We start from the raw sequence: 17,547 nt of genomic DNA on the forward strand, positions 1-17,547 counted from the left end.
TTTTACTTTTTGTTTTATTAGACGTTATTTTCTCGGGCAGGCTGAGCGCTGCCTGCAGGATGGCTTTATTTCATCCCTGTTGCGGAATCAGGATATCCTTTGCTATGGATTTTTACTTTTCCCGTTTTGAAAATCGCAAACCACCGGAGCCCCTCAGCACACCGACCTGGGTGATACTGACCTGGCAGGTTTTAGCGGTCGCCGCGTTAATTCTCGGCGCAAATTATATTTACTGGCGCTGGACCGCCTCGCTTAATATTTACGCGCTGTGGTATTCGATTCCGTTGGTATTGGCAGAAACGTTTGCCTGGATTGGAACGATATTATTTACGATCAATCTCTGGAAAGAAGAAGACCCGCTGCCAAACCGTCCCCCAGAGCAAATTAACGATTGCCTGCTTGCAGAGGAACAGGTTGAGAAAAGACCGCTCAAAGTCGATCTGTTTATCGCGACCTATTCTGAAGACGTTGAACTCGTCAGGCTGTCTGTTCGTGACGCTCTGAATATGCAATACCCCTTCCCGCTTCACTATCAAATACACGTGCTCGACGATGGCCGGCGTCCGGAAATGAAAGCGGTATGCGATGAGGAAGGCGTTAACTACATTACCCGTCAGACCAATATTGGCTACAAGGCCGGAAACCTCCGTAACGGGCTGGAAAACACGGAGGGTGATTTCCTGGTTATTTGCGATGCTGATACGAGAGTCTTCCCCACGTTGCTCAGCCACACATTGGGCTATTTTCGCGATCCAGATGTGGCGTGGGTCCAGACACCTCAATGGTTTTACGATCTCCCTGAAGGGGAAAACCTGTCAAACTGGCTGCAACGAAAAGCGGGCAAGGTGGGATATGGTCTTGGCTGGCTGACACAGAAATTTGTCGGGCCGGTCACGATTGGGCGAGATCCGTTTTTTAACGATCCACGCATGTTTTACGACGTGATTTTACGTCGGCGTAACTGGGCAAATGCGGCATTTTGCTGCGGTGCGGCTTCTGTACATCGACGAGAAGCGGTGATGCAGGCAGCCTTGCGGAGCTATGTCTGGACGGTGGAAGAAGAAATTGATCGTCACACGCGCGACATTCATGATGCTGCCACGCGTGAAGCATTGCGTGACGCCATGCGCCCTCACGTTGCGTTTGACACAGAACTCACGCCCTATAAGTTTCACGTCTCAGAAGACATTTATACGTCCATCCTGCTTCACGGCGATGCGGGCCGGCGCTGGCGCTCTGTCATGCACCCGCGTGTTGAATCCAAGATGTTGTCTCCCCAGGATATGCTGACATGGATGATTCAGCGTTTTAAATATGCTGCGGGTTCGCTGGACATCCTGTTTCATGACAATATTTTCAGTCGCCGCCGCTTCAGGCTTTCTTTGCCGCAAACGCTTATGTATGGCACCACTTTCTGGTCGTATCTGGCCTGCATCTGGAACACCGTTTTTCTCTTTTCCCCCATAATCTACCTGTTCACCGGCATTCCGCCCGTATCGGCCTGGTCAACGCCCTTTTACCTGCATTTTTTGCCTTTTTTCATTGTGTCGGAACTCGCATTTATGTTCGGGACATGGGGGATCTCTGCCTGGGACGGCAGGGCCTCATATCTTTCTTTTTTCTCCATGAACCTGCGCGCGTTGGGCACGGTACTTCGTGGTGAGCAGATAAAATTTCACGTTACGCCAAAGGAAAGACAGACAGGCCGTTTTCTGTATCTCGTCAAACCGCAAATCGCCGTTGTGGTACTGACCCTTGCCGGGCTTATATGGGGAGGGATTCAGGTTGCACGCGGTCAGGTCGATGATCCTTCAGGCTATGTCATCAACATCTTCTGGGGGGCCGTCAACATAGCCGCCATGTTGCCCTTGATTTTAGCCGCAATCTGGACGCCCGCCGACGAGAAGGAGACGAGTCAATGAGGACGAGAGATGCGCTACTTTCTGCCCGAAGTTATCTCACCATCCTGCTCGGTTTTCTGATTGGGTTTGCTATTGTCGTCTGGGTAGAAAAACAGATGCCGACACGCGTAGAAAGCAGTACGGGGGTCGCGTTAAGTGAGGATTTCCCTCCCCTGCCGACCCCACGAGAGTTGACCTTTGAAGAGGCAATTTGGGCACGGGTGGCCTGGCAATATTATGTCAATAATACACAGCCAAACGGTCTGGCTAACGCGAACGACGGTGAACCCTGGTTCAGCCTGTGGAGCATTGGTAGTTATCTGTTTGCTGTCACAGCCGCAAAGCAACTTAATGTCCTGACAACCGACGAGTTTGATGAGCGGATTGCTGCTGCACTGCTGACGCTTAGCCAAATCCCGCTCACGCCTGACGGTCTGCCAGCGGTCTATTATCATGCAGATACTCTGAAGCTGCTGGGAAAACAGGAGTCTTCCGCAATCGGTATGGGACGCCTGCTTAACGCCCTGCAAACGTTAGTGTGGCGTTATCCCCAACATGCAACCGCCGTGCGCGACCTGTTTAAACAGTGGAACGTCGGTGCGCTGATTGTAAAGAACTCGGCCAGTCAGGCTGCGGTAGCGTTACACCAGTGGGCGCTGGCAACAGATGAACCCAAAAACAGTTTTGGCTATCGCCTGTATGCCAGCCATACGCTTCGCCTTATCGACAGCGTCGCCGGACTGGCGGTGACGAACCCACCAGAGCGTCAGCAAATGATTGATATCGATGGCATCATGGTGCCTGACGAAGGATTACGCACGCCCTGGGGACGGCAGCCCTCACTGATCAGCCTGCCTTACCTGTTGACCGGACTTGAAATGGGTTTTGATGCGCAAAGCGCGGAGATCGCCTGGCGCATTATGCAAATTCAGCAGCGCCGTCACAGCCTGCGCGTCAGTAAACCGCCCATCAGTACCGATTATGCCGAACCCGCACCAGATTATGCCAACGATCTGCCAGACCGGCAGCCTGTCCAAAATCGTGATCTGCGTGATGAGGCACCCGAACAAACGGCCATCACTTCCACACGTTCAGCCTTTGCATGGTATGCCCTGTTTCGAAACCGCTGGAGTGAGGCGCTGCGCCAGCAGGTACAACCTTTACAGGTGCCCGGCAAAGGCTGGCAGCGCGGACTAAATCTGGACGGCAGCATCAACACGGTTATTGATGCAGATACCAATGCCGTGGTCCTGGAGAGCCTCGCCTATATCGTTCAGGGACAGATGCTTTGTCTGGCCTGCCTTAGCGCGCCCCCTTCTCTTACGTCTTCAGCAGGAGCTACGCCATGAAGCGGAAATGTATCCTTTTTTTCCCCGTATTAGCCGGGCTCATGGCATGCTGGCTCGCGCTGGCGACAGCGCAGGCAGCGCCGGGACTACCGGCATCAGAATTTACTCCCCGAAGTGGTGAGCTGACACCACGTGAAATGACCATTGCCAAAAATGCCTGGCAATATTTTGTCGCTAACTACCAGCCCAGTACTGGGCTGGTGAACGCAGTCAACAAATATCCTTCCACGACAATGTGGGACAGCGCGTCTTATCTGGCTGCTCTGACGGCGGCGCGTGAGTTAGGCATTATTGATAAAGCCGAGTTTGATCGACGTATGTTGAAATTTCTCGCGACCCTGAACACGCTGGTGCTGTTCAGAAATGAATTGCCCAATAAAGCCTATAACACGATCAGCGGACAAAAAGTGGACTACCGAAACCAACCTGGAGAGATCGGTTTTTCGGCGCTGGATATCGGCAGAATGCTGGTATGGCTTAAAGTGATTAAAGAGCGTTATCCGGAATACAGCAACGGTATCGATAATGTCGTGCTTGGCTGGGACTTCAGCCATGCCGTTGATCCCTGTGGCACCCTGTACGGTGCTTATCTGGAAAATGGCCAGCCTAAATATGTTCAGGAAGGTCGACTGGGCTATGAGGAATACAGCGCTGCGGGTTTCCAGCTCTGGGGATTCAATACCTGCCAGGCCAGCCGGCCACAGCCTTATGAGCTGGCAGAAATTTACTGTGTGCTGGTGCCTTATGACTCGCGCGACCCGCGAGATACGTCACAACATAACTATGTCGTGACCGAGTCCTATCTTCTGTATGGTCTGGAGTTTGGTTTTGATAAAGCGACCGACAGAGATAACAGCCCACGCAATTATTCCCATCCGTGGATGAAAAATTTTGCCGATCGGGTTTATCAGGCGCAGGAAAACCGCTATGCAATCACCGGCATTCTGACCGCGCGCTCTGAGCACCAGCTCGATAAAGCCCCCTACTTTGTTTATGACACCATATTTAGTGATGGCTATAACTGGAACACGATTACGGATAAAGGACAGTTTGTACCAAATAGTGCGGCCGTATCACTTAAAGCCGCACTCGGTATGTGGGTGCTCTGGAGCTCGCCCTATACCGACAGATTGCTGAATGCCATTGAAAACGCTAATGAGGAAGGCAAAGGCTACTACGAGGGTTTATATGAAAACGGCGATGGCCCCATTAAGGAGTTCACCGCCAACAATAACGGCATCATGCTTGAAGCGTTGTTATTTAAAAAAGAAGGCAAACTGTTGCAGTTTAATAGCGACAATCCCAAAAATAGTCAGTTCGCCCCCTCGCTCTGGAACCAGAAGCTTCTCGATCAGTTTGAAGAAAATAATACCCGACGCAATCGCCCCTTCCTGAGCGACACGGCCGCCAACAGAAGCTGGTGCGAGCAGACCGGGACGGCGCAGCGCACCAAACCTGCCTGCCAGGCGTGTCAGTGTGCATCCTGCAAGACGGACGAGCCCATTAAATTGCCGCCGGTGACTGCGCAATGCTTAAAACCCTGATCTACAGGCTGGTCGCAGCGGGAATCATCGTACTGGTGATCGCACTGGCGTTGTTCAGTCGCGAAGGCGCGGGATGGCGCTGGCTGACGAAAGGCGGCTGGCATACCTCCGCTCGCATTGATAGCCTGACGCCGCAGGAACGGGAGTGGGCGGCCATTGCATGGCGCTATTTCCAGAATAATACGCAGCTGCAATCCGGCCTGGTCAATGGCAGCGATAAACAGCCGCGCGTCACGCTCTGGCAGATGGGGGATACGTTAATCGCGCTTCTGTCCGCCAGGGAGTTGGGTCTGGTGCCGGAAGATGAGTTTGATGCCCGGATAAGCCGCCTGCTTGGCACGCTCAATCGCCTTGCGTTGACCAACACGCGTACACCCGGCAGGCTCTATTCGAGCCAGACGGCGATGCCAATAGATTACACAGGCAAATCCATCAGCAGCGGCTGGTCGGCAAAAGATATGGCAAGGCTGATGCTTGCTTTACGGCTTACCGCCGAACGTGCACCGCACTATCGTGAGTATCTGGACAAAATCATCCTGCGCTGGAACTTCTGCTCTGTTATCAATAACGAGGGGGAATTATGGTCCGCCTCAGTACAGAACGGCCAACCTGTCGTGCGTGAAGAACTCCGTCTGGGTGAAAGCGAATATGCCGCCAGTGCTTTTCGGCTATGGGGATTCCCGGCAGGTAAAGCATTCACGCCACCCGCAAGAAACGTCATTGTTTATCAGCGCAGCCTTAGCGTTGACGCGCGCGATCCGCGTACGACCTGGCAACCGTCATTACTCACTACGTTACCTGCCATGTTGCCCGGGCTGGAGTTCGGATGGCAGCCTCCTGGCGTGCCACCCGATGTCCAAAAATTAATGCGTACGCGAGCGGAAGGCATCTGGCTCAGTCAGAAGTCGCGCTGGGAGCGTGACAAGCTCCTGACTGCGCGAGCCGATTTTTCGCTGTCACATGCGCCCTGGCATCTTGAGGACACCGTCTGGGGAAATGGTTACGCCTGGAACACGTTGGGCGATGATGGCCGCGATTACCGCCAGCTGTCACAGGTGTCTACGAAGGCGGTTTTTATCCTCTGGACGCTGTGGAAAAACGACTATACCGATGTGCTTATGGCAGTAACGAAGCACCTTAACAGTCCACAACGCGGCTGGTTTGAGGGCCGTGTTGAAGCGACGGGGGATATCAACCCGATGATCACGCTATCCACTAATGCCATGGTCCTTGAGTCGCTCTTCTACAAACATAACGGCGGGCCGTTATTTGATAATCATTTTGATACTGATAACAGCTACTTCACTCACCGTCTGGCAGACGAATTCAATCCTCCCGGCCTGTGTCTGCCGGGTGAAAGAAAAGGGAGGTCAGCACCATGAAATTTTATCGTGATCTCTTTGAGGCCAGCGTGAGCCGTGTCTTGTCAGAGACGAACAAAAAAGACTTTTTCCTGGCGTTTTACGAGGCTTTTATTCACCGATCGCCAGAGACGGAGCAACACTTCGCCCGTCGCCCGAGCGAAGAAGGTCGACAGATGGTCTATAAGAGTTTCTTTGCCATGCTCACCGTCGATGGTGCCCTTTTTGTTCCGGACTTTCTTGAGCAACTGGCGCGCAGGCAAACCCAGGATGGTCTGCGCCTGCCGCCACGCTTTTTCGCCTTCTGGCGGGAAGCCATGCTGCGCACTGTACGTGAACGGGATCCTCTCTGCGATGAGGAGATCCTCACAGCGTGGGCGATGGCGATAGCGCCCGGCCTGGAATATCTGCGACGGCAAGCCGAACTGCACTATCAGCCCGGGGGAGAATAAGCGATGGGAACTTCATCCCGTTTTGAGCCTGATGCGCTGCCTTGTGCGATCATGATTTACGATCGGGCCGAACGCCTGCTGGTGTGGAACGATAAAGTTTCGCTCTTTTATCCGGTGATTGCACCGTGGCTGGAGGCAGGCGCGTCTCTCGAAACGCTGGTAGAGAAATTTATTGAAGCGGGTTATTACATCGACTCCAGTCGTCGTCAGACGCTACGGGACGCCACCCTCAGTAATTGTCGTCAGGATAACCATTGCGAAGTCAGGCAATCCGGAAAACGCCGTCTTTATGTTCAGCATCAACGCCTTCCTGAAGGAGGCATTGTCAGTCTGCATACGGATGTCACCGAGCTTGATGAAGCACAGCGCTCACGTCATCTGCTGCACAATGATTTTTTACTGACGGCCGAGTCAATCCGGATCGGCATCTGGGACTGGCACGTCTCTCATGACAGCCTGCAGGTAAATGATACATTGCTGGCAATGGTGGGGCAGTCACGCTCGCAATGGCGTTATCCGCTGCGTTTTTTGCTCAATCTGGTGCATGAAGAGGACCGCGCATCGCTGCGACAGGCGATGATGTCATCGAAACAGGATCACCGGCCTGTATTTGAATGTGAAATCCGCGTCCTGCATCAGACGGAAGGCTGGCGATGGATGCTGCTCTCCGGGCAGGTGGTGACCTTAACCATTCAGCAGGAAGCCGAAAGGGTGATTGGTACGTTGCAGGATATTACCCGCCGGAAGGAAGCAGAACTGCTTGCAATTGATGCCGCCCGCGTCGCCCGCGAAGCCAATGAAGCCAAAAGTGCGTTTCTGGCTAATATGAGTCATGAAATTCGGACACCGATGAACGGTATCCTCGGGATGACACAGCTCTGTCTGGACACCCCGCTGAGCCCTGAGCAGCGTGAGTACCTTTCGCTGGTCATGAGTTCGGCCCAGTCGTTGCTACATATTATTAATGACATTCTGGATTTCTCGCGCATTGAGTCGGGCAAGGTCATCATGGACGAAGAGTGGCTGGAAATCCGGCCCTTTATTCAGTCATTGATTCGCCCACATATGCCTGCCGCCAGTGAAAAAGGGATAGAGCTTCTGGTGGATATTGCGCCTGCAGTCCCGGACGTGCTGAAGGTGGACGGCCCCCGACTGCGTCAAATCCTCACAAACCTGCTAGGCAACGCGCTTAAATTTACCCATCACGGCGAAGTCCTGCTGGCGATAGAGCCCGCGGCCAGTGAAGACCACTGGCGTTTTCGTATTCGCGACAGTGGTATTGGCATACCTGCAGAGAAACAACAGGCCATCTTTGAAGCGTTCAGCCAGGCAGACAGTTCTACGACGCGGCGTTATGGTGGAACGGGGCTGGGGCTAACCATTTCCGCCCGGCTGGTCGCCCTGATGGGGGGAAATCTGGAGGTGGAGAGTAAGCCCGGCGTTGGGAGCGAATTTACGTTTACGCTACCGCTGGAGGCGCAACACTCGCCGCTTGCAGAACGCGCATCTGGCGTTCGGTTTAATGGCGAATGCGTGCTGGTCGTGGATGATAACAGCACTAACCTGCGGCTAGTGGATGCCATGCTCCGTCAGATGGGACTGAAACCGACGTGTGTGAATAATGCCAGTAAGGCCTTACAGCTCGCCGCCGGAGAAGTATTCTGGCCACTGATCCTCATCGATGCGCAAATGCCGGACATGGATGGCATTTCGTTAGGCCTTGAGTTATCGGTTTTGCCACAGACGGCCCAGAGCAAGATTATTATGCTTAGCTCAATGAGCCGCCATTTTGACCCCAAAATGCTCAAACGAATCGGCATATCCCACTATTTGCACAAACCCGTCGCCCAGAACGAGTTGCATCAGGCAATTGCAAGCGCCCTTAAACCTGTGCCGATTGTCGAGCCGGCGCAGCCTTCTACCGTCTCACCGAACACCTCGCAGGGACTGCGTGTGTTGCTGGCTGAAGATAATCTGGTGAATCAGAAAGTCGCCAGACGTTTGCTTGAACGCCTGGGACATCACTGTGAAGTGGTTGGCGATGGACAGGCTGCACTTGACCGCTGGCGAGCAGAACGCTGGGACATCCTCTTTATTGATCTGCAGATGCCGGAAATGGATGGAGAAAAGGCGATCCAGCTGTTACGACAAGAGGAAGTGTTGCTTGGCCGTCCCCGTCAGCCTGCTATCGTGATGACCGCGCATGCTATGCAGGGCGACAGAGAGCGCTGTCTGGCAATGGGGTTCGATGGCTATCTCGCCAAGCCTGTCAGTCAGGATGCGCTTCATGACGAAATTACCCGCATATATACGCGTGATCAGGAAGGTTTACCTGATGAGGCCAGACTGCTTAAACAGTGCGCCGATGACCCTGCTCTGGTTGAGGAATTGTTGTCGCTGTTCAGGGAAGCAATCGAAGAAACCACCGAGACGCTGCCTAAGGCAATGGAAAACAATGATCGTGAGACGTTACGTCGGGCAGCACATAAACTTCGCGGTGAAGCCGTAACACTTGATTTCACCCGCCTGGCGCAGTTACTGCAACACCTTGAGAGTCAGGCCTCATCGCTGGAACAACAGGCGCTCAAGTCCCTGCAAAACGACCTGAACGAGGAATTCCGTCGCATCACGTCCTGGCTACAACACAGGAAACAGGAGGACAGCCATGATCCGTAACCTTCTTCTTTTGCTCATCTGCCTCCCACAAGCGCAGGCAATGGATCTACCGGTCACCTGGTCACTTGCGGGAAACTGGCGAGTCCATGATGCGAACGACAGCACCTTCAGGGGCGCGGACGTGCCTGCCAGTGACTGGCGCAGGTTAAAGGTTCCGGCTAACTGGTATAGCGCGGGTTACGATCATCAGGGAGCATTGTGGTATCGACATGAGTTTGATCTTCCTGAATCCGAACCCGGTACCATGGCCACGCTCGTTTTCGACGGTATCGATTACTTTGCTGATGTGACGCTTAATGGAAAGCCATTGACCCACCACGAAGGCTATTTCCAGCGTTTTGCTGTAGATGTCAGCAGCACCCTGCGTCGTCATAACCAGCTCGCCATCCGGGTCGACAGTCCCTATGAAGATCCTCAAAAAGTGTGGCCGTTACATAAAATGCTTATAAAAGGGGTGCTTAATCAGCATGACACCCGACCTGGCGGTGCATGGTCTTTACAGGGACAGGATGCGAACTCTGGCGGCATCTGGGCACCGGTGAAGCTGCATATGAGCCGTGGTGTAACGATTGATGAAGTGATCCTGCGTCCGGACTGGCGTGAAGGACTGGAAAACCCGGCATTATCGGCGGAAATTCGTTACCGGGCCACCACTGCCGGACCTGCTACAGTGCGCCTGACAGCGGTACCCGATAACTTTAACGGCCAGACTTTTCAGCACGATTTTCCGATCACGCTGAATCACGCGACGGGTGAGCAACAGTCCTTGCGCATAACTCTGCCCATGAAGGGAGCAAAGTTATGGTGGCCGGTCGGCACCGGCAAGCCAAATCTGTACCGTGTTCGCGCCTCACTGCGTGACAGCCAGGGGCTGATGGATACCAGGGTCACCCGAACAGGGTTACGCAAACTGGAAGAGCAACCCGATAACAAAGGCTGGCTGATTAATGACAGGCGACTCTTTATAAAGGGAAGCAATTATATCGGTTCACCGTGGTTAGGAACCATGACACGGGAAAAGTATCGTCGGGATTTTGCGCTGGTACAGGCGATGAATGCCAACGCCATTCGCGTCCACGGACACGTAGCCGGCCGTCCGCTTTACGATGTCGCCGATGAAATGGGGCTGATGATCTGGCAGGATGTACCGCTGCAATGGGGATACGATGACAGCGCGGCATTTACGGACAATGCAGTACGTCAGACCCGTGAGATGGTCGAGCAGTTTGGTAACTCCCCGGCCATTATCGTCTGGGGCGGGCACAACGAGCCGCCGTGGAATTCGCCCTGGATGGAAAAGCGGTTCCCCGACTGGAATAAAACACTGAACCGCACGCTGACGCAGAAGGTCGCGGATACGCTGGCTGAAGATACCTCCCGTATTGTGCACCGTTTTTCCGCCGTGGAAGAACACTACTGGGCAGGATGGTATTTTGGTACGCCGCGCGATCTGCTTGCCCCGGCTAAAACCGCAGTGGTGACAGAGTTTGGTGCGCAGGCGCTACCGCAACTCTCAACGCTAAAAACGATTATCCCTGCCAGCTTGTTATGGCCAAAGACGACTGCTGCGGACGATCCGGGCTGGACGTTCTGGAAGTATCATAATTTCCAGCCTTTACAGACATTTAAGTTTGCCGGGATTTCGCGCGGTTCGAATATTCAGGAGATGATAGCCAATACGCAACGCTACCAGGCAAAACTGGTCTCCCTGGCTGTAGAGAGCTATCGACGACAGCGTTATCAACCGGTGACGGCCCTCTTCCATTTCATGTTTGTTGAAACCTGGCCCTCAATTAACTGGGGCGTGGTGGATTATCTGCGCCAGCCAAAGGCGGGTTATTACGCCTTGCAAACAGCCTATCAGCCTGTTCTCCCCTCTATCGAACCCGTTACCGCCACATGGCGTAAGGGAAGCGAGGCGATGGTGCGGCTCTGGGCAATTAATGATACCTGGAATGCCTGTACTGCATGTCAACTGAAGTGGCAGGTATCCCAAAAGGGAGAGGTGCTTGCCAAAGGGAGCGAAACGCTGACCCTGCCGCCTGATTCAGGTCAGATGGTGAAGGAAATAACGGTTACGCCTCAAAATTTTCATAACGTTGAGATCCGTTATCGCATTGAGAATCAAAACGGGAAAACGGTGGGCAGTAATGTCCATGAGGAAAGCATTCAACGTGACGACTAAGGTAAGTTGCCTGAAAACCCACGGTTTTTAGCGAAAACCTCTTATGGAATTGGGCTGATGCTCCCCTGTACGGAGCACAGCCCTGTTTCACTGGCTTAGCCTCTTTGTTGCCTGCGCGATGGCAAGCAGGCGCTTTACCTCGGCGACCCCATTGTCTGTAAGCCGCGCATCTCCTGCATGATGCTTTACGGGTACGTAAAAAACACCTGGTTGTCGTTCCGGCCCGCTCCGCCCTTCCTGCTTCTCCGGCTGAGGAAAAGATCCCGGTTTACTCCTTCACCACCGCCTCCGTCTTCACCCCTGGCTGTGCGCTTGCCATTTTGCTTCGGCTCAAAAATGCATTCAGCAAAATCGCCCCGAAGGTCGCAGTGCCGATCCCGCCCATGCTGAAGCTGCCGAGCGTCAGGGTAAAATTGCCTGCGCCTAAAACCAGCGTGACCGCGACCATGATAAGGTTGCCGTTCAGCCCCAGGTCGACGTGGTTTTGTACCCAGATGCGGGCACCTGCCACGGCAATCAGCCCAAATACCACAATGGATGCGCCGCCGAGCACCGGGCCTGGAATGGTGTGGATCAGTGCGCCAAATTTAGGTGAGAAGCCCAGCACAATGGCAATAACCGCCGCGGCGACGAAAATCAGCGTGGAGTAAATTTTGGTGACAGCCATAACACCTATGTTTTCTGCATAGGTTGTCACGCCCGTTCCGCCTGCGGAGGCGGACAGCATCGTCGCCAGTCCATCACCGACAAACGCGCGGCCCATGTAGGGATCAAGGTTTTTACCGGTCATACCAGCCACCGCTTTAATATGGCCGAGATTTTCTGCGACAAGGATTACCGCGACAGGCGCGATCATCAGCATGGCATGCGCGCTGAATACTGGCGTCGTAACGGTTGGTGCGCCAAACCAGGGTGCCTGAGCGACCGCGCTAAAATCCACTGGCGTGCCCAGTCCAAGGCCGTTGGTGATGACCATATAAATCAGATAAGCGGCTACCAGCCCCAGTAACAGCAACAGGCGCTGCACCAGACCGCGGGTGAATACGGCTACCGAACCGATGCAAAGCACGGTCATGACGGCCATCCAGCTGTCAAACGAGGAGGCGGAGACGCTGTGAATCGCAATCGGCGCGAGGTTTAGCCCAATCGCCATGACCACGGCACCGGTCACGACGGGCGGCATCAGACGTTCAATCCACCGCGTGCCAACCGCCATTACGATAAAACCGATCACCATATAGAGCAGGCCGCAGGCAATAATCCCGCCAAGGGCCACACCGATATTGGGATTCGCACCCTGACCACTGTAGCCGGTTATCGCGATAACCAGTCCGACGAAGGCGGCACTGGACCCGAGGTAACTCGGTACGCGGCCGCCTACCACCAGGAAGAACAGTAAGGTACCGATCCCCGACATCAGGATAGCCATATTAGCGTCAAAGCCCATCAGTAAGGGCATGAGGACCGTGGCGCCAAACATCGCTACCGTATGTTGCAATCCCATAATGATCGTCGTGCCTGACGGCAGCCGTTCATCCGGCGCGATGACGACGCCCTCCAGATTGCCTTCTCTTTTACGCCATTGCGGAAACCAGGTATTTGCCATGCACGACCCTTACTAAGTTGAGAGGAGTGAGTTAACAGGCTGTCTGACGCATCAGTGGATGATAGCGCCGGTCGAAATACACCAGTCCGTGGCCGTTGTCATTGCGCTGAATAGCAACGACTTCACAAAACAAAATATCGTGGGTGCCGACGCTGGTGATCTGCGTAATGTTGCAGTCAAACGACACCAGCGCATCAGTGAGGATCGGCGATCCGGTGGCAAGGCTGGCCCAGTCAGCGGCCGCGAAACGCGCATCCATCGGTGTCTTTCCGCCGAACAGATTGGACAGCGACGCATGACCGTCTGAGAGCGTGTTAACGCACAGCACCTGGTTTTGCGTAAACGCCGCATGAACAGAGGCCGCGCGGTTCAGGCATACCAGCAACGTCGGTGGCGTATCGGTCACGCTGCATACCGCAGAGGCGGTAAAACCGGCCCGTCCACCTGCCCCGTCTGTGGTGATGATGTTGACGGCGGAACCCAGGTGCGCCATCGCATCGCGGAACTCTTGCTTTTCAACGGCAGCCTGTTTAGCAGCGGTTGCGGGCTGTGTGGCGTTCAGAGTGGATTGCATGCTCGTGTCCTCATAATGAAACAGGGTGCTTACAGCACGCGGCAGGCGCGGTCAAAGTCAAGACGCGGTGCGCGCGGATACAGTTTGCTGCTGTCGCCGTAACCGATGTTGATGAGAAAGTTGGATTTCCAGCCCGTCTGCGCCAGGAAGGTTTCATCCACTTTCGCATTGTCGAAACCAGACATCGGTCCGGTGTCCAGTCCGAGTGAGCGGCAGGCCATAATCAGATAGGCTGCCTGCAGACTGCTGTTGCGAAATGCCGTATCGTGCGCCAGCTGCGGGCTGGAGGTGAACCACGAACGCGCATCGCCGGAGGGAAACAGTTCGGGCAGTAATTCATAAAACGCAGGATCCCAGGCAATGATCGCCGTCACCGGTGCAGTCAGGGTTTTCTTCAGATTGCCGCTGGACAGCGCCGGTGCCAGTTTCTCTTTGGCCGCCTGGCTCTGGATAAACACAATGCGCACCGGGCTGCAGTTTGCAGATGTTGGCCCCATGCGCGCCAGCGCATAAATCGTTTCCAGCTGTTCATGGGTCACCGGTTTATCCAGCCAGCCGTTATGGGTGCGGGCGTCGGTGAACAGGGTTGCCAGGGCGCTGGCGGTTAAGGCTTCGGCCATGATATCTCCGTTGAAAAGGGCTCGGACACGATGTCAGCTGCATGAAAAGCATGCCGCCGTAGCCAGTCCAGTAAAATCGGGTTAAACGTATCGGGGTCGGTCACACTCATGGCGTGACCGCCATACTGCATTTGCTGGTGCTCCCCCAGAGGAAGACGGGCAGCGAGATCGGCCGAGCGCTGCCAGGGCACCAGCAAATCGTCTTTACAGCTCAGCGCCAGCGTCGGTGCGATCACCCCGTCGAGCGAGGCGGCCAGGTCAGACGTCATCAGCGCCTGTAAGCGATGCAGCAGGTTTTCCATTCCCTGAAAATGCGCCACCTGATGCTGGCGCTCTTCCTGTAATAACGCCTCATGCTCAGAAAGCCAGTCGCCCGGATACAGAAACAGGGGCTGCGCCTGAACATACGCATCCACCCCGCTGTTAAGCAGCAGGTTCTGGCGGACCTCAAAGCAGCGACGCGTCTGGCTGTCGAGCGTTGCCCATCCGTTGATGACCACCAGACTTTGCAGTAAGGCCGGATAACGCAGTGCAAGATGCAGGCCAACGATGCCGCCGAGTGCGTGACCGACCAGATGGCAGCGGCGGATATCCAGCCCATTGAGCATGCCCGCCAGCTCATCGGCCATATCCTCCATGCGGTAACCGGCCGGAACGGTGCCCTGACTCAGGCCGGTGCCGTGCTGGTCATAAATCACGACGCGAAAATACTGTGTCAGTACAGGCAGTTGCGGCTGCCAGAAACTGCCGGAACCGCCCAGCCCTGAAGAGAGCACGACCGTGTCTGCATCGGCATTATCTTTACCTAATACCTTGTAATACATGCTGTTTCCTCAGGGTTATCAGAACAGATGCCGGTAAACAGATTACTTGCCGATGTGGGCAATCGTTGCGATCTCAATCAGGGCATCCGGCTTCACCAGCCCGCACTGAATACAGAAACGCGCGGGTTTTTCACCGGGAAAATACTCGGCGTAGACCTGATTGATTGCCCCGTAATTGGCCCAGTCGGTGATAAAGATGGAATTCATGGTGACGTCCTCCATTGTGCCGCCTGCGGTTTCAATCACGTTTTTGATGATCTCCAGAACGTGACGGGTTTGTGCCGCGGCATCGCCAACGTGCACCACGTTGTTGTCTTTATCAAACGGCAGCGTCCCGGAAACGTACACCACGCCATCGGCGAGCGTGCCCGGAACAAAAGGTGCCAGTGGCACTCCACTGCCAGCGGGAATAATGGCGCTTTTAGGCATCGTTGATTGTCCTTTGTAAAAGCGGTCAGGCCGCGTGTTGTTCAGTTTTGTAGCCAACAGCGTCACAGAACTGACGCACGTTAGAGACCCAGCCAAAAAAGGTTTCAATGTTATAAATCGCGGCTTTATGTGCGAATTCCGGGCCGGCCTGGTGCGTCGCGTCTTCCAGTACGACGCCAAAATATTCCAGGAAAAAGCCATCGCGCAGGGTGGATTCCACGCAGACATTCGTGGCGATGCCGGTAAACACCAGATGATGAATGCCATAGCTGCGCAGCAGACTGTCGAGCTGGGTATTAAAGAAGCCGCTGTAACGGGGTTTGGGCAGCACAATATCGCCCGGCTGCGGCTGAAGCTCATCGACCAGATCGTAATCCCAGTCGCCTTTTGCCAGCAGTTTGCCCATCAGCTCCGGGCGTTTGCGCATGGTTTTTAGCGCATTGGATTTATGGAAGTTCGGCGACCCCGCACCGCCGGCTTCGACATACTGATTATCCCAGCCGTTCTGGAAGAAAATCACTTTGATGCCCGCCGCGCGTGCGGCGGCAATCGCCACTTTAATATTGGCGATCACCGGCGCGGTGGCAGAGACATCAAAGCCCGCCAGATCCAGGTAACCGCCCTGTGACGCATAGGCATTTTGCATATCCACGACAATCAGCGCAGTTTGCTGCGGGGTAAAAGCGATGGCTTCAGGACGGGCTGTGAGGACCGTTTCCTCGCCGGTATTGTGGGGTTCGCGGCGGACCACTGACGGATTCTCAACAACGTTCATTATGCGACCTCTTTCTGCGCAATGCCGATGTGCTGGCGGGTTTTCATTAATGGCTGAATGTAGCGGCCAAAGTTTTCGATGCCCTCAACGAAGTCGTCAAAGGTCAGCAGGACGCCGCCAGCGCCGGGCACGGTGTCGATTTCATCGAGCATTCTGGCGACGCTGGCCCAGGAGCCGACCAGTGTGCCCATATTGATGTTGACCGCTGAGGTGGGATCCGCCATCTGACGGACATTGGTATCGCTGCCGGATTGGGTGTCCTTGCTGCTCTGATCGGTCAGCCACGCGAGCGCCTCGGCGTCAGCCCCGGCTTTATACAGCTCCCATTTGGCGCGCGCGGCCTCATCGGTTTCATCGGCGATGACCATGAACAGCACATAAGAAGATACGTCGCGGTTTTCAGCCTCTGCCGCTTTTTTCATGCGGGCGGCGGTTGGCGCGAAGGCCGTTGGTGTATTGACGCCCTTGCCGAAGCAGAAATTAAAGTCGGCATGTCTGGCAGAAAACGCCATGCCTGCATCACTTTGCCCGGCGCAGATCACTTTCATCTCGCTTTGCGGTCGCGGACTGACGCGGCAGTCGTCCATTTTGAAGAATTCGCCGTCGAGCGTGCAGTGGCCGGTGCCCCACAGATCGCGCAGCACGCTCACGTATTCGGTCAGGTAATCATAGCGGCGGGTAAAATAGTCATCGCCCGGCCACATGCCCATTTGCTCGTACTCGGGTTTTTGCCAGCCGGTGACAACGTTGACACCGAAACGGCCGTTAGAGATGGAATCAATGGTGGCGGCCATGCGCGCGACGATCGCCGGCGGCATCACCAGCGTAGCGGCCGTGGCGTAAAGTTGGATGCGAGAGGTCACGGCGGCCAGTCCGGCCATCAGCGTGAACGACTCCATATTGTGTTCCCAAAATTCGGTTTTACCACCGAAGCCGCGCAGTTTAATCATGGAAAGCGCAAAATCGAAATGGTAGTGCTCCGCTTTTTGCACGATGGTTTTGTTCAGGTCGAAAGTCGGTTTGTACTGCGGTGCAGTTTCTGAAATTAACCAACCGTTGTTGCCGATAGGAATAAAGACACCGATTTTCATCGCTCACCTCGATTAAAAGTAATACGTACCAATACAAGGGCTTACGAAAATCTCTGCGCGGCTTGAGTGCGTCCTGCGGGTTCCGAATTGCACCGTGCTGAAATCTCCAGACGCAAGAGTCTTTGCAAAGCGGGTGCCAGTTTTAAAATAAATAACCTTT

14 protein-coding genes are annotated in these 17,547 nt (G+C 54.6%); 7 read left to right on the top strand and 7 right to left on the bottom strand.

The features are described from left to right. The first annotated feature begins 104 nt into the window (after nucleotides 1-104). Genes G5574_RS21595 through G5574_RS21625 form a run of 7 tightly spaced genes read left to right on the top strand, consistent with a single transcriptional unit; the run spans nucleotide 105 to nucleotide 11,468 of the window. Complete coding sequence (locus G5574_RS21595) at nucleotides 105-1,922, top strand: glycosyltransferase family 2 protein (protein ID WP_164483284.1); 1,818 nt, start codon at nucleotides 105-107, stop codon at nucleotides 1,920-1,922. Next, entirely contained in the window at nucleotides 1,919-3,250 is a 1,332-nt protein-coding gene (locus tag G5574_RS21600) for a DUF3131 domain-containing protein (RefSeq protein WP_164483285.1), read from the top strand. The genes G5574_RS21595 and G5574_RS21600 overlap by 4 nt, the downstream gene beginning before the upstream one ends. Before the next feature lie 41 nt (nucleotides 3,251-3,291). Then, nucleotides 3,292-4,794 carry a DUF3131 domain-containing protein gene (locus G5574_RS21605; protein WP_044243148.1) on the top strand — a complete coding sequence of 501 codons (1,503 nt, stop codon included), beginning with the start codon at nucleotides 3,292-3,294 and terminating at the stop codon, nucleotides 4,792-4,794. Beyond that, on the top strand, nucleotides 4,779-6,176 hold the full coding sequence (locus tag G5574_RS21610; protein ID WP_164483286.1) for a DUF3131 domain-containing protein: 1,398 nt from the start codon (nucleotides 4,779-4,781) through the stop codon (nucleotides 6,174-6,176). Before G5574_RS21605 ends, G5574_RS21610 begins: the two co-directional genes overlap by 16 nt. Beyond that, nucleotides 6,173-6,607, top strand: a complete 435-nt coding sequence (locus G5574_RS21615) for a globin (RefSeq protein ID WP_164483287.1) — start codon at nucleotides 6,173-6,175, stop codon at nucleotides 6,605-6,607. Before G5574_RS21610 ends, G5574_RS21615 begins: the two co-directional genes overlap by 4 nt. Nucleotides 6,608-6,610: 3 nt before the next feature. After that, a complete protein-coding gene (locus tag G5574_RS21620) occupies nucleotides 6,611-9,283 on the top strand; it encodes a hybrid sensor histidine kinase/response regulator (protein ID WP_164483288.1) in 2,673 nt (890 codons plus the stop codon). Beyond that, nucleotides 9,273-11,468: a glycoside hydrolase family 2 protein gene (locus G5574_RS21625; protein WP_164483289.1), complete on the top strand. Its 2,196-nt coding sequence runs from the start codon at nucleotides 9,273-9,275 to the stop codon at nucleotides 11,466-11,468. Before G5574_RS21620 ends, G5574_RS21625 begins: the two co-directional genes overlap by 11 nt. A gap of 268 nt (nucleotides 11,469-11,736) precedes the next feature. Here the strand turns inward: G5574_RS21625 and rutG are convergent, their stop codons facing one another. The 7 genes from rutG to rutA are packed head-to-tail and all read right to left on the bottom strand — an operon-like array spanning nucleotide 11,737 to nucleotide 17,387. Continuing rightward, the gene (gene rutG, locus G5574_RS21630; RefSeq protein ID WP_054633993.1) at nucleotides 11,737-13,074 is read right to left on the bottom strand and encodes a pyrimidine utilization transport protein G; all 1,338 of its coding nucleotides are present in this window, start codon (nucleotides 13,072-13,074) and stop codon (nucleotides 11,737-11,739) included. 31 nt (nucleotides 13,075-13,105) lie between these two features. Continuing rightward, nucleotides 13,106-13,648 (bottom strand): NADH-dependent FMN reductase RutF, encoded by a 543-nt coding sequence (gene rutF, locus G5574_RS21635; protein WP_039339420.1) that lies wholly within the window; start codon nucleotides 13,646-13,648, stop codon nucleotides 13,106-13,108. Between the two features lie 29 nt (nucleotides 13,649-13,677). Beyond that, nucleotides 13,678-14,268: a malonic semialdehyde reductase gene (locus G5574_RS21640; RefSeq protein WP_006121913.1), complete on the bottom strand. Its 591-nt coding sequence runs from the start codon at nucleotides 14,266-14,268 to the stop codon at nucleotides 13,678-13,680. Further along, complete coding sequence (gene rutD, locus G5574_RS21645) at nucleotides 14,253-15,092, bottom strand: pyrimidine utilization protein D (RefSeq protein WP_033742500.1); 840 nt, start codon at nucleotides 15,090-15,092, stop codon at nucleotides 14,253-14,255. The genes G5574_RS21640 and rutD overlap by 16 nt, the downstream gene beginning before the upstream one ends. Nucleotides 15,093-15,134: 42 nt before the next feature. Beyond that, nucleotides 15,135-15,521, bottom strand: a complete 387-nt coding sequence (gene rutC / locus G5574_RS21650; protein WP_006121916.1) for a pyrimidine utilization protein C — start codon at nucleotides 15,519-15,521, stop codon at nucleotides 15,135-15,137. A gap of 25 nt (nucleotides 15,522-15,546) precedes the next feature. Next, on the bottom strand, nucleotides 15,547-16,296 hold the full coding sequence (rutB, locus tag G5574_RS21655; protein WP_164483290.1) for a pyrimidine utilization protein B: 750 nt from the start codon (nucleotides 16,294-16,296) through the stop codon (nucleotides 15,547-15,549). Continuing rightward, nucleotides 16,296-17,387: a pyrimidine utilization protein A gene (rutA, locus tag G5574_RS21660; protein WP_006121918.1), complete on the bottom strand. Its 1,092-nt coding sequence runs from the start codon at nucleotides 17,385-17,387 to the stop codon at nucleotides 16,296-16,298. Before rutA ends, rutB begins: the two co-directional genes overlap by 1 nt. Between the last annotated feature and the right edge of the window lie 160 nt (nucleotides 17,388-17,547).

The organism is Pantoea stewartii, from assembly GCF_011044475.1.
In the GTDB taxonomy this organism is placed as follows: domain Bacteria; phylum Pseudomonadota; class Gammaproteobacteria; order Enterobacterales; family Enterobacteriaceae; genus Pantoea; species Pantoea stewartii.